General features: G+C 64.6%; 13 protein-coding genes. 10 read left to right on the top strand and 3 right to left on the bottom strand.

What is annotated here, in order from left to right:
• The first annotated feature begins 101 nt into the window (after nt 1-101).
• A complete protein-coding gene (locus tag E6B08_RS03450) occupies nt 102-647 on the top strand; it encodes a tetratricopeptide repeat protein (protein ID WP_136912763.1) in 546 nt (181 codons plus the stop codon).
• Between the two features lie 3 nt (nt 648-650).
• Here the strand turns inward: E6B08_RS03450 and E6B08_RS03445 are convergent, their stop codons facing one another.
• Nucleotides 651-977 (bottom strand): DUF1820 family protein, encoded by a 327-nt coding sequence (locus tag E6B08_RS03445; RefSeq protein WP_136917321.1) that lies wholly within the window; start codon nt 975-977, stop codon nt 651-653.
• A 184-nt stretch (nt 978-1,161) separates the two neighbouring features.
• On the opposite strand from E6B08_RS03445, the gene E6B08_RS03440 reads away from it, so the two are divergent.
• The 4 genes from E6B08_RS03440 to lnt are packed head-to-tail and all read left to right on the top strand — an operon-like array spanning nt 1,162 to nt 5,018.
• Nucleotides 1,162-2,160 carry a PhoH family protein gene (locus E6B08_RS03440; RefSeq protein WP_136912762.1) on the top strand — a complete coding sequence of 333 codons (999 nt, stop codon included), beginning with the start codon at nt 1,162-1,164 and terminating at the stop codon, nt 2,158-2,160.
• Nucleotides 2,153-2,626 carry an rRNA maturation RNase YbeY gene (gene ybeY / locus E6B08_RS03435; RefSeq protein WP_136912761.1) on the top strand — a complete coding sequence of 158 codons (474 nt, stop codon included), beginning with the start codon at nt 2,153-2,155 and terminating at the stop codon, nt 2,624-2,626. The genes E6B08_RS03440 and ybeY overlap by 8 nt, the downstream gene beginning before the upstream one ends.
• 26 nt (nt 2,627-2,652) lie before the next feature.
• The gene (locus E6B08_RS03430; protein ID WP_136912760.1) at nt 2,653-3,492 is read left to right on the top strand and encodes an HlyC/CorC family transporter; all 840 of its coding nucleotides are present in this window, start codon (nt 2,653-2,655) and stop codon (nt 3,490-3,492) included.
• An 8-nt stretch (nt 3,493-3,500) separates the two neighbouring features.
• On the top strand, nt 3,501-5,018 hold the full coding sequence (gene lnt / locus E6B08_RS03425) for an apolipoprotein N-acyltransferase (RefSeq protein WP_136912759.1): 1,518 nt from the start codon (nt 3,501-3,503) through the stop codon (nt 5,016-5,018).
• 152 nt (nt 5,019-5,170) lie between these two features.
• Here the strand turns inward: lnt and E6B08_RS03420 are convergent, their stop codons facing one another.
• A complete protein-coding gene (locus E6B08_RS03420; RefSeq protein WP_136912758.1) occupies nt 5,171-5,932 on the bottom strand; it encodes a YdcF family protein in 762 nt (253 codons plus the stop codon).
• Nucleotides 5,933-6,059: 127 nt separating this feature from the next.
• The gene (locus E6B08_RS03415) at nt 6,060-6,374 is read right to left on the bottom strand and encodes a hypothetical protein (RefSeq protein ID WP_133330217.1); all 315 of its coding nucleotides are present in this window, start codon (nt 6,372-6,374) and stop codon (nt 6,060-6,062) included.
• A gap of 225 nt (nt 6,375-6,599) precedes the next feature.
• Between E6B08_RS03415 and leuS the strand changes: the two genes are divergently transcribed.
• From leuS to E6B08_RS03390, 5 genes are all read left to right on the top strand, one after another.
• Complete coding sequence (gene leuS, locus E6B08_RS03410) at nt 6,600-9,206, top strand: leucine--tRNA ligase (protein ID WP_136912757.1); 2,607 nt, start codon at nt 6,600-6,602, stop codon at nt 9,204-9,206.
• Nucleotides 9,207-9,266: 60 nt separating this feature from the next.
• Nucleotides 9,267-9,872, top strand: coding sequence for an LPS assembly lipoprotein LptE (gene lptE, locus E6B08_RS03405; RefSeq protein ID WP_136912756.1), 606 nt, complete (start codon nt 9,267-9,269; stop codon nt 9,870-9,872).
• Between the two features lie 37 nt (nt 9,873-9,909).
• Nucleotides 9,910-10,947 (top strand): DNA polymerase III subunit delta, encoded by a 1,038-nt coding sequence (gene holA / locus E6B08_RS03400; protein WP_136912755.1) that lies wholly within the window; start codon nt 9,910-9,912, stop codon nt 10,945-10,947.
• Between the two features lie 200 nt (nt 10,948-11,147).
• Nucleotides 11,148-11,312 carry an alternative ribosome rescue factor ArfA gene (gene arfA, locus E6B08_RS03395; RefSeq protein WP_016489355.1) on the top strand — a complete coding sequence of 55 codons (165 nt, stop codon included), beginning with the start codon at nt 11,148-11,150 and terminating at the stop codon, nt 11,310-11,312.
• A 60-nt stretch (nt 11,313-11,372) separates the two neighbouring features.
• Entirely contained in the window at nt 11,373-12,689 is a 1,317-nt protein-coding gene (locus E6B08_RS03390; RefSeq protein WP_136912754.1) for a lytic murein transglycosylase, read from the top strand.
• The last annotated feature ends 108 nt before the right edge of the window (nt 12,690-12,797 follow it).

Here is a 12,797-nt window from a genome sequence, read left to right as displayed (position 1 = left end):
ATAGAGAATTTCGAGTAAAACTTTGTAAGGTTGGCGCTGCTTATCCCATAATGTGCCACCAGAGACATTGGCCGTAGCTTTGCAGAGGTAAGTCGATCCCCATGAACCGCACCGGCCGCGCCCTGACCCTGGGCTGCCTGTTGCTTCTTCAGCCCCTGCTGGCCCTGGCGGAGGGCAGTAACTCGTTGCTGATTCCGGCAACGGGCCGCTGCACCCTGAATGTCCAACCGCAAGATCTGGAAAACGCCATCAAGGCCTGCGAAAAGATCGCCAGCGACGGGGATGCGCAGGCGCAGTACGAGCTGGGCGAGTTCTACTACACGCAAACGCCGAAAGCCCTGGACAAGGCCCTCAGCTGGTTCGAGAAGGCCTCGTTGCAAGGGCATGCCGAAGCCCAGTACCGCCTCGGCGCCATGTTCTTCCATGGCGAAGGGGTCAAGGCCAATAACGTGCAGGCGTACATCCTGCTCAAGATGGCCGCGGTCAACGGTGCCGAAGATGCGCTGGACATGGCCGACGAAGTGACCGAGCAAATGCACCGTGACGAGCTGGAACACGCCACCCAGGTGCTCGGCCAGATTTTCCGCAAGTACCTGCTGGAACTGCAGAACGCCGAAGGGCGCACGCCCTTCTCGCCGCTTCCCTGAGCCTTACTTCTCCGGCATCGGCATCGGGAACGGCATCACGTTGCCCCCGCCTTTGGCCTCGCTGATCTTCGCCGTCCCCAGCCGCTCCACTTCGTCGATGCGCACGATCGAATGCATGGGCACGAAACTGCGGATCACGCCCTCGAACTGAGTCTTGAGCTTTTCCTCGCTCGGGTCGACGACTACCTGGGTACGCTCCCCGAAAACGAATTCCTCGATTTCCAGAAAGCCCCACAGGTCGCTCTGGTAGATCTGCTTGGCATACATCTCGAAGACCTGCCCCTGGTTGAGGAAGATCACTTTATAGATGGCGGGTTCGCGTTTGCTCATGTTCGGCGGAATAACACATTCGTAGGAAAAGGCGCGCATGATACCCGTTCCGGCCACTTCGCGGGCAACTCAGGGCGCCGGAACGGGCCGCACGCCCCCTTGATCGTATCAGTGCTTTCGCCACTGCCCTTCTAGGGTTATTCTTGAGTTCACATTCATTGCCGTCGAGCGGCTAAAAACGACCTTGAACGCACCCATACAACCTCATCGTTTCATCCTCGAGCCCTTCGAGGCCAACCGTTTCGCCAACTTGTGCGGCCAGTTCGACGAGCACTTGCGCCTGATCGAACAGCGCCTGGCCATCGAGATCCGCAACCGCGGCAATCAGTTCGAACTGATCGGCGAACCCAAGACCACCTCCGCCGCCGAGCAGCTGCTGCGACGCCTCTACCGTGAGGCCAAGGCCACCGAGCTGTCGCCGGAAACCGTGCACCTGTATCTACAGGAGTCCACGGTCGAGAACATCGACAACCCGGCGGTCAACGAAGTCAGCGTCTCGCTGCGCACGCGCAAGGGCAACATCCGCCCGCGTGGCGTCAACCAGCAGCGCTACGTCAAGGAAATCCTCGCCAACGACATCAACTTCGGCATCGGCCCGGCCGGTACCGGCAAGACGTACCTGGCCGTGGCCTGCGCCGTCGATGCCCTGGAACGCGAGCAGGTGCGCCGCATCCTGCTGGTACGTCCGGCCGTCGAAGCCGGCGAGAAGCTCGGTTTCCTGCCTGGCGACCTGGCCCAGAAGATCGACCCGTATCTGCGCCCGCTGTACGACGCCCTGTACGAGATGCTCGGCTTCGAACACGTGGCCAAGCTGATCGAGCGCCAGGTGATCGAGATCGCCCCGCTGGCCTACATGCGTGGCCGCACCTTGAACAACAGCTTCATCATCCTCGACGAAAGCCAGAACACCACGCTCGAGCAGATGAAGATGTTCCTCACCCGTATCGGCTTCGGCTCGACCGCGGTGATCACCGGCGACATCACCCAGGTCGACCTGCCGCGCGGCACCAAGTCGGGCCTGGCCCACGTGATCGACGTACTTCGGGATGTACCGGGCATCAGCTTCACCCACTTCCAGCCCAAGGACGTGGTGCGTCACCCGCTGGTGCAGCGCATCGTCGAAGCCTACGACCGCTTCGACGCCCGCCAGGCCAAGCCCGAGGTCACCGGCAAAGATGCTTGAACTCGACCTGCAACGGGCCACGGATGCCGAGGCCCCGGATGACGCGGCTTTCCGTCGCTGGTGCGAGCTTGCCCTGCGCCAGCGCAGCGCCGACTCGGAAATGACCATTCGCCTGGTCGACGAAGCCGAAGGCCGCGAGCTCAACCATACCTACCGGCACAAGGACTATGCGACCAACGTGCTGTCGTTCCCGGCCGACGTGCCCGACGAACTGCTCGATATCCCGCTGCTCGGCGACCTGGTGATCTGCGTGCCAGTGGTCGAGCGCGAAGCAGCCGAGCAAGGCAAGGCGCTGGAGGCCCACTGGGCGCACCTGGTGATCCACGGCTGCCTGCACCTGCTGGGCTACGACCACATCGAAGACGCCGAGGCAGAGGAAATGGAAGCACTGGAACGGCAATTGCTTGCCGAACTGGGGCATCCCGACCCCTATGCCGACGACCAAACAGATTCCCTCACACACTGACATTGCAAGGATCACGAGTAACCGCCATGAGCGAAGATCGATCGAGCAACGGGCAAAAGTCCTGGTTGGGTAAACTGACCCAGGCTTTTGCCCATGAGCCGAAAAACCGCCAGGAGCTCCTCGAGCTGCTGCGCGAAGCCCATCAGAACAAGCTGCTCGACAGCGAAGCGCTGACCATCGTCGAAGGCGCCATCCAGGTCGCCGACCTGCAGGTGCGCGACATCATGGTCCCCCGCTCGCAGATGATCAGCATCAAGGCCCACCAGTCGCCTCGCGAATTCCTGCCGGCAGTGATCGACGCCGCGCACTCGCGCTATCCGGTGATCGGCGAGAGCCACGACGATGTGCTCGGCATCCTGCTCGCCAAGGACCTGCTGCCGCTGATCCTCAAGGAGAACGGCGACAGCTTCAACATCAAGGACCTGCTGCGCCCGGCCACCTTCGTGCCCGAGTCCAAGCGCCTGAACGTGCTGCTGCGCGAGTTCCGCGCCAACCACAACCACATGGCCGTCGTCATCGACGAGTACGGCGGCGTGGCCGGCCTGGTCACCATCGAGGACGTGCTGGAGCAGATCGTCGGCGACATCGAGGACGAGCACGACGTCGAGGAAGACAGCTACATCAAGCCGCTGCCCAGTGGCGACTTCCTGGTCAAGGCGCTGACGCCGATCGAGAACTTCAACGAGTTCTTCGACAGCGAGTTTTCCGACGATGAGTTCGACACTGTCGGCGGCCTGGTGATGAGCGCCTTCGGCCACCTGCCCAAGCGCAACGAGACCACCGAGATCGGCGCCTACAAGTTCCGGATTCTCAACGCCGACAGCCGGCGGATACACTTGCTGCGTTTGACCCCGATCACCCGCTAAGGACAATCATGCGTTGGATCACCCGCCCCGGCTGGCCCGGTAACCTGCTGGCCCTGGCGGCCGGCGCTTCCACCCTCCTGGCCCTGGCGCCGTTCGACTTCTGGCCGCTGGCCATCCTGTCGATCGCGCTGTTCTACCTGGGCCTGCGCGAGCTCAGCCCGCGCCAGGCCATGGGCCGTGGCTGGTGCTTCGGCTTCGGCCTGTACGGTGCCGGCACCTGGTGGATCTACGTCAGCATGAACACCTACGGCGGCGCCTCGCCGCTGCTGGCGATCCTGCTGCTGGTGGCGTTCTTCGCCGCCCTGGCCTGGTTCTTCGCCCTGCCCGCCTGGTTATGGGCGCGCTGGTTGCGGCGCAACGAAGCGCCTCTGGCCGACGCGTTGTGCTTTGCCGCGCTGTGGCTGCTGCAGGAGGCCTTCCGCGGCTGGTTCCTCACCGGTTTCCCCTGGCTTTACGCCGGCTACAGCCAGCTCGATGGCCCACTGGCCGGCCTGGCGCCGCTGGGTGGCGTCTGGCTGGTGTCGTTCGCCCTGGCGCTGAGCGCGGCGCTGTTGTGCAACCTGCATCGGCTGCGCGTGCGCCCATCGTTCCTGGCCGTAGGCGTGGTGCTGCTGCTGGCGCCCTGGGTAACGGGGCTGGCGCTCAAGGACCACGCCTGGACCAAACCCGCTGGCGAGCCGCTCCAGGTCGCGGCGTTGCAGGGTAACGTCGAGCAGGACCTGAAGTGGGACCCGGCGCACATCGATGCGCAGCTGGCGCTGTACCGCGACATGAGCTTCAGCTCCAAGCCGGTCGACCTGCTGGTGTGGCCGGAAACCGCGGTGCCGGTGCTCAAGGACCAGGCCCAGGGCTATATCGATGTCATGGGCCGCTTCGCCGCTGATCGCCATTCGGCGCTGATTACCGGGGTGCCGGTACGCGAAGTCGTGCATCACCAGCGCCGCTACTACAACGGCGTCACGGTCACGGGTGAAGGCGATGGCACCTACCTCAAGCAGAAGCTGGTCCCATTCGGCGAATACGTGCCGCTGCAAGACATGCTGCGCGGCGTGATCGAGTTCTTCAACCTGCCGATGTCGGACTTTGCCCGCGGCCCTGAGGACCAGCCTTTGCTGCAGGCCAAGGGGTACCAGATCGCTCCGTACATCTGCTACGAAGTGGTCTATCCCGAGTTCGCCGCAGGCCTTGCAGCGCGCAGCGACCTGCTGCTGACGATCAGCAACGACACCTGGTTCGGCAAGTCCATCGGCCCGCTGCAGCACCTGCAGATGGCGCAGATGCGCGCACTGGAGGCGGGTCGCTGGATGATCCGCGCCACCAACAACGGGGTGACCGCGCTGATCGACCCATTCGGGCGCATCACCACGCAGATTCCGCAGTTCGAACGCGCCGTGCTGTATGGCGAAGTGGTGCCGATGCAGCAGCTGACGCCGTACCTGCAATGGCGTTCGTGGCCGCTGGCGATCGTGTGTGTGCTGCTGTTTGGCTGGGCGCTGGCGGCTGGGCGGATTGCCAAGACGGTCTAGCCGGCGACGCCTTCCCTGTGTAGGAGCGGCCTTGCGCCGCGAAGGGCTGCGCAGCAGCCCCTGGATTCTGCTACGCCGGTGATGTCGGGGCCGCTGTGCGGCCCTTCGCGGCGCAAGGCCGCTCCTACACGGCGATCTGCGCCGGGTATCAATCAATAGAACAGCCGATACCCCACCAACCCCACCGCTTCATTGAGCAACTGCCCGCTCTGCCACATCGCCCGGCTCTCGGGCAGCAAACCCGCGAAAGGCCGGGCATGGTCGCCACCGAGGAACCCCATCGGCGCCGGCACCACCTCGAACCCGGCACGCTCGAAACTCCAGCGCGAACGCTGCATGTGCCAGGACTGGGTCACCAGCACCACCCGGCGAATGCCCAAAGGTTGCAGGACCTGGGCAGTGAACTGGGCGTTTTCCCAGGTGGTGCGGCTGGCCTCTTCCTTCCACTTCACCTCGACACCGAAGTCTTCATGCAGGCGATCAGCCATCAACTGCGCCTCGCTCGGCGGCGTGCCGTAGTGCAAGCCACCGCTGATCAGCAACGGCAGGCCGCTGGCCTTGGCCAGGCGGGCGGCGAAGCGCATGCGCTCCAGGGCCGTCGCGGTCGGCTGGTCGTCGCCGCCCCAAGCCATGTCGCCACGCTCGCGCCCGGCGCCCAGCACGACGATGGCCTCGGCCTTGTCGGCAAGCCCGGCCCAGGCCGTCAACGGCAACGGCGGCTCGGTTTCCAGCACCCGCGCCGATTCCTGCACCACCAGCGGCAGGCTCATCAGCCACAGGCCACCCAGGCCCAGGGCAAAGCACAGCGCCGCCAACCGTGGACGCCGCGTGCGCAGCCACCAGGCGGCAAGCAGCAGCAAGAACAGCAGGCCCGGCGGCAACAACCATTGTTTGATGAAAAAGCGAATCGGCATTGGCACACCTCCATGGAAGGCGTGCAGCCTAAGAGGATCGGCGCCAGGCAACAAGATGTCGCTGGCGCCGATCATGGGAAGTGTATTGAAGTACCGGGGCGCGATGACTTGCGCCGGTCCTGAACGGCTAGCGATGCGGCAGCGTCCTGGATCTCGCCGTACTGGCGGGGCGTCTCTTGTCCTTCAGCCAGATGATCTTCGCCGAGGTCGGTTCCGCTTGTGGGTAGGCACCGGCGCAGGCATTGCGGCGTTCCGGGAGGGAATCCAGGTAGGCCTTGATCACTTCGAACTCTGCGTGGCTAAGGCCGCGCAACTCCAGCTCAGCTGGCATCTCATCACGCAATCGCACCGATGTCCGGGCCACTTCCAGGGCCAGTCCAAGACGGTCGATCAGGCGTTCGTAAAGCTCCGGTTTGATTGCGGGTAGCTGCGTCTCTCCCATCCGTTCACCTCATTGAAGATAAGATATCTCCCCCCACAAGTGAGCTTAGCGTCACTGCAGAAAGCAGCCGGGCGCTGCGACCAGCGGGCATTCGCAATCAGGGTTTCCCACGATACGCGGCGCTGCTGTATGCTACGGCGTTCACTCTCACGACACCGGAGTGCCGGACGCAGCGAGGTTCCGCTGCCTGGAACAAGGTCTCTTCTCTCTCAGCAAAAAGTAGCCATGCACGAACAATACACGCCCCGTGATATCGAAGCCGCCGCCCAGAAGTTCTGGGACGAGCAACAATCGTTCGCTGTTACCGAACAGCCAGGCAAGGATACGTACTACTGCCTGTCGATGTTCCCGTACCCGAGCGGCAAGCTACACATGGGCCACGTGCGCAACTACACCATCGGTGACGTGATTGCCCGCTACCAGCGCATGCTGGGCAAGAACGTCCTGCAGCCGATGGGCTGGGACGCCTTCGGCATGCCGGCGGAAAACGCCGCGATGAAGAACAACGTCGCCCCGGCCAAGTGGACGTACGAAAACATCGACTACATGAAGACCCAGCTCAAGAGCCTGGGTCTGGCCATCGACTGGGCACGTGAAGTCACCACCTGCAAGCCGGACTACTATCGCTGGGAGCAGTGGCTGTTCACCCGCCTGTTCGAGAAAGGCATCATCTACCGCAAGAACGGGACCGTGAACTGGGACCCGGCCGACCAGACCGTACTGGCCAACGAGCAGGTCATCGACGGTCGCGGCTGGCGTTCGGGCGCGCTGATCGAGAAGCGCGAAATCCCGATGTACTACTTCCGCATCACCGACTACGCCGACGAGCTGCTGGAAAGCCTCGACGAGCTGCCGGGCTGGCCTGAGCAGGTCAAGACCATGCAGCGCAACTGGATCGGCAAGTCGCGCGGCATGGAAGTGCAGTTCCCGTTCGACCAGGCCAGCATCGGCCAAGAAGGCACCCTGAAGGTCTTCACCACCCGTCCTGACACCCTGATGGGCGCCACCTACGTCGCCGTCGCCGCCGAGCACCCGCTGGCCACCCAGGCCGCCCAAGGCGATGCGGCGCTGCAGGCATTCATCGACGAATGCAAGAGCGGTAGCGTGGCCGAGGCCGACATGGCCACCCAGGAGAAGAAGGGCATGCCCACTTCCCTGTTCGTCCAGCACCCGCTGACCGGCGAGAAGCTGCCGGTGTGGGTCGCCAACTACGTGCTGATGCACTACGGCGATGGCGCCGTGATGGCCGTGCCGGCCCACGACGAGCGCGACTTCGAGTTCGCCCACAAGTACAACCTGCCGGTCAAGGCGGTGGTCCGCACCAGCGCCGGCGATGAAGTCGGCAGCGAGTGGCTGGCGGCCTACGGCGAGCACGGTCAACTGATCAACTCCGGCGAATTCGACGGCCTGGACTTCGCCGGCGCCTTCGACGCCATCGAAGCCGCCCTGATCCGCAAGGAACTGGGCAAGTCGCGTACCCAGTTCCGCCTGCGCGACTGGGGCATCAGCCGCCAGCGCTACTGGGGCTGCCCGATCCCGATCATCCACTGCCCGTCCTGCGGCGACGTACCGGTGCCGGAAGACCAGCTACCGGTCACCCTGCCCGAAAACGTGGTCCCGGATGGCGCCGGCTCGCCACTGGCGCGCATGCCCGAGTTCTACGAATGCAGCTGCCCGAAATGCGGCACTGCGGCCAAGCGCGAAACCGACACCATGGACACCTTCGTCGAATCGTCCTGGTACTTCGCTCGCTACGCCTCGCCCAACTACGAAGGCGGCATGGTCGACCCGAAAGCCGCCAACCACTGGCTGCCGGTCGATCAGTACATCGGCGGTATCGAACACGCCATCCTGCACCTGCTGTACGCGCGCTTCTTCCACAAGCTGATGCGTGACGAAGGCCTGGTGACGTCCAACGAGCCGTTCAAGAACCTGCTGACCCAGGGCATGGTGGTCGCCGAAACCTACTACCGCGTGGCCAGCAACGGCGGCAAGGACTGGTTCAACCCCGCCGATGTCGAAGTCGAGCGCGATGCCAAGGCCAAGATCGTCGGCGCCCGCCTGAAGACCGACGGCCTGCCGGTGGAAATCGGCGGCACCGAGAAGATGTCGAAGTCCAAGAACAACGGCGTCGACCCGCAATCGATGATCGACCAGTACGGCGCCGACACCTGCCGCCTGTTCATGATGTTCGCCTCGCCGCCCGACATGAGCCTGGAATGGTCCGACTCCGGCGTCGAAGGTGCCAGCCGCTTCCTGCGCCGCGTCTGGCGCCTGGCCCAAGCCCATGTCGGCCAAGGTCTGCCCGGCAAGCTGGACGTCGCCGCCCTGGACGACGCGCAGAAGGTCATCCGCCGTGCCATCCACGCCGCGATCAAGCAGGCCAGCACCGACGTGGGCCAGTACCACAAGTTCAACACCGCCATCGCCCAGGTGATGACCGTGATGAACGTGCTGGAAAAGGCCCCGCAAGCCACCGCGCAAGACCGCGCGCTGCTGCAGGAAGGCCTGGAGGCCGTGACCCTGCTGCTGGCACCGATCACCCCGCACATCTCCCACGAGCTGTGGCAGCAACTGGGCCACGCCGAGGCCGTCATCGACGCCGCCTGGCCGGCAGTCGACGAAAGCGCCCTGGTGCAGGACACCGTCACCCTGGTGGTGCAGGTCAACGGCAAGCTGCGTGGCCAGGTAGAAATGCCCGCCGCCGCCAGCCGTGAGGAAATCGAAGCCGCCGCCCGCAGCAACGAGAATGTCCTGCGCTTCATCGATGGCCTGACCATCCGCAAGGTCATCGTGGTGCCGGGCAAGCTGGTCAACATCGTCGCCAACTGATGGCAACGCCCGCCCGCAGCATTGCGGGCGGGCGGAACAGGCTCAAGAGGGAGCAACAACATGATCAAACGCAATCTGCTGGTAATGGGCCTGGCCGTCGTGCTCAGCGCCTGCGGTTTCCAGCTGCGTGGTACCGGCACCACCGAACTCAGCCTGAAGGAAATGGACGTCAGCGCACGCAACGCCTACGGCGATACCGTGAAACAGCTGCGTGAAGTACTCGAGCGCAGCGGCGTCAAGCTAACCACCGCCGCGCCGTACCGCCTGGTCCTGACCAACGAAAGGGAATCCCAGCGCGCCGCCACCTACAGCGCCGGCAGCCGCTCGACCGAGTATGAGCTGACCACCCAGCTGGACTACAGCATTCTCGGCCTGAACAACCTCGAGCTGCTCAGCGACAAGCTGGAAGTGCGCAAGGTCTACGTGCATGACGGCGACAACATCACAGGTTCCGATCAGGAAGCCACCCAGGCCCGCGAAGAAATGCGCCGTGACCTGGTCCAGGGCATGGTCGTGCGCCTGCAGATGCTGACCCCGGCCCAGCTCGACCAGCTGCAGCAGGAAGCCGATGCCCGCGCCAAGGCCCAGGCCGAAGCGCTGGAGGCCGCTCGCCGCCAGCAGGACGAAACGCCGCAGCAGTCGCCACTGGAAATCCCGGCCAACTGAGCCGATGCGGGGCACCCAGGTGCCCCGCCCATTCCCCATGAAGCTCGCCCCCGCCCAACTCAACAAGCACCTGCAAGGCAATCTGGCCCCGGTCTACGTGGTCAGCGGCGACGACCCGCTGCTGTGCCAGGAAGCCGCCGACGCCATCCGCAACGCGGCACGCCAGCAAGGGTTCGACGAACGCCAGGTCTTCAGCGCCGACGCCAACTTCGATTGGGGCACGCTGCTGCAGGCCGGTAACAGCCTGTCGCTGTTCGCCCAACGTCGCCTGCTGGAGCTGCGCCTGCCCTCGGGCAAGCCCGGCGACAAGGGCGCCGCAGCGCTGATGGAGTACTGCGCCAACCCCGCCGAAGACACCCTGCTGCTGGTCAGCCTGCCCAAGCTCGATGGCAGCGCGCAGAAGACCAAGTGGGGCAAGGCCCTGATCGAGGGCGCGCACTGCCAGTTCATCCAGATCTGGCCAGTGGATGCCCAGCAACTGCCGCAGTGGATCAACCAGCGCCTGTCCCAGGCCGGGTTGTCGGCGCAGCGTGACGCGGTCGACCTGATCGCCGCGCGGGTCGAGGGCAACCTGCTGGCTGCCGCGCAGGAAATCGAAAAGCTCAAGCTGCTCGCCGAGGGCAACCAGATCACCGTTGAAACGGTGCAGTCTGCCGTTGCCGATAGCGCACGTTTCGATGTGTTCGGGCTGGTCGATGCCATCCTCAATGGCGAGGCGGCGCATGCGCTGCGCATGCTCGAGGGATTGCGCGGCGAGGGTGTCGAGCCGCCGGTGATCCTCTGGGCCCTGGCCCGTGAGTTGCGCCTGCTGGCCGGCCTGGCCCAGCAGTTCAGCCAGGGCGTGCCGCTGGACAAGGCCTTCAGCCAGGCCCGCCCGCCGGTCTGGGACAAGCGCCGGCCCCTGGTCAGCAAAGCCTTGCAGCGTCTTTCGGCGCGGCGTTGGGCCCAGCTGCTGCAGGATGCCCAGCGCATCGATGCGCAGATCAAGGGCCAGGCCGAGGGCTCGCCCTGGACCGGGTTGGCGCGGCTGGCGCTGCTGATGGCTGGGCAGCGACTGGTTCTGCCGCCGGAATAACGTGGGTCTGCTTCGCAGCCCATCGCGGCACATTGGATTCACGCGATACATCGGGATGACGCGATCCCTGTAGGAGCGGCCTTGTGCCGCGATGGGCTGCGAAGCAGACCCACGATCTCAACCATTGACACAATCAATTGGCCCCACCCGCCCCTCGGCCCTAAAGTGCGCCCCGACACCAACCCCCACGGGAACCCGCCATGAGCAAGAAGCCGAAAAAGCACGGCCCCAACAAGGCCAAGTCGATCGTCGCCCAACCACTGTTCCGCTGCCGCCAGGAACGACCGGACAAGGGCAAAGGCAGCTACCGCCGCGAAGCCTTCCAATCGAGAGATTGGGAGGCTTCTTACTTTTTGGCCGCATGAAAGCATCGAAAGCGCAGGCATGGTATGGTCGTCACCTGACCTGAATTTCTGGATCTGTGCATGCTCCTCAGTCTTCTCCCTCGCTGGGAATCCCGCCAGCTGATCGCAGCCTCGAGCTTCATCCTGCTTGTCGCCTGCGCGGAAAAACCCACGGCGGCCGACGCCCTGCCGCTGGCACCCGCCCAGCCCGCACCCGTGGTAACCCTGCCCAGCGCCACGCCTGACACCAGCACCGAAATCCAACCGCTGCAAACCTTCGCCCAATGGCAAGCCGGGTTCCGCCAGCAGGCCCTGCAGGCCGGCATCAGCGCAAGCCTGTTCGACCGTGCCTTCCTCGGTGTCACGCCCGATATGGACGTGATCAAGGCCGACCGTAGCCAACCCGAATTCACCCGCCCGGTCTGGGAATACCTCGAAGGCGCGCTGTCGCCGGTGCGCGTGCGCAAGGGCAAGAGCCTGCTCGAGGACAACGCCGAGCTGCTGACGCGCATCGAGCAACGCTATGGCGTCGATCGCCAGGTCCTGGTCGCGGTCTGGGGCATGGAAAGCAATTTCGGCCAGTTCCAGGGCAACAAGTCGGTGATCCGCTCGCTGGCCACCCTGGCCTACGAAGGCCGCCGCCCACAGTTCGCCCAGGACCAGCTGATCGCTGCCCTGCAGATCCTCCAGCATGGCGACATCCAGCCAGAGGCCATGCGCGGCTCGTGGGCCGGGGCCATGGGCCAGACGCAGTTCATCCCCACCACCTACAACACCCATGCGGTCGACTTCGATGGCGACGGCCGTCGCGACATCTGGAACAGCACGCCCGATGCCCTGGCCTCCACTGCGCATTACCTGCAGAGCTCGGGCTGGAAGGCTGGCCAGCCGTGGGGCTTCGAGGTGCAGGTACCGTCGGGCTTCGATTACTGGCAGGCGGACGGCACCCTGCGCAAGCCGGTCAGCGAATGGCTGCAGATGGGCGTGAAACTGCCGGCGGGTACCCAGTTGCCAGCTGGCAGCAACCAGCTACCCGCTGCCCTGCTGCTGCCTGCAGGCGCCCGTGGTCCGGCCTTCCTGGTGCTGGACAACTTCCGCGCGATCCTCAAGTACAACAACTCCTCGTCATACGCCATGGCCGTGGGCCTGCTGGGCGATCGTTTCTCGGGCTGGGGCTTCATCTCGGGCAGCTGGCCCAAGGATGACGTGCCGCTGAGCCGCAGCGAGCGTATGGAGCTGCAGAATTTGTTGAATGCCAACGGCCATGATGCAGGCAATGCCGACGGGATCATCGGCGCCAACACCCGCAAGGCCATCCGCAATGCCCAACAGGCGCAGGGCTGGCCGGCGGACGGGTATCCGACGCACCAGTTGCTCGAGAGTCTACGTCGCCCCTGAGGCCCCCGGGGGGCGCTTTGCGCCCCATCGCGGCACAAGGCCGCTCCTACAGGGATAGCGTCATCCCGATGGATCGCGTGGGCCAATGTATCGCGCCCTGTAGGAGCG

The organism is Pseudomonas putida (assembly GCF_005080685.1).
Lineage (GTDB): Bacteria > Pseudomonadota > Gammaproteobacteria > Pseudomonadales > Pseudomonadaceae > Aquipseudomonas > Aquipseudomonas putida_V.
Note: the sequence above shows the minus strand (reverse complement) of the source record. Positions and strands in the feature narration are given on the sequence as shown.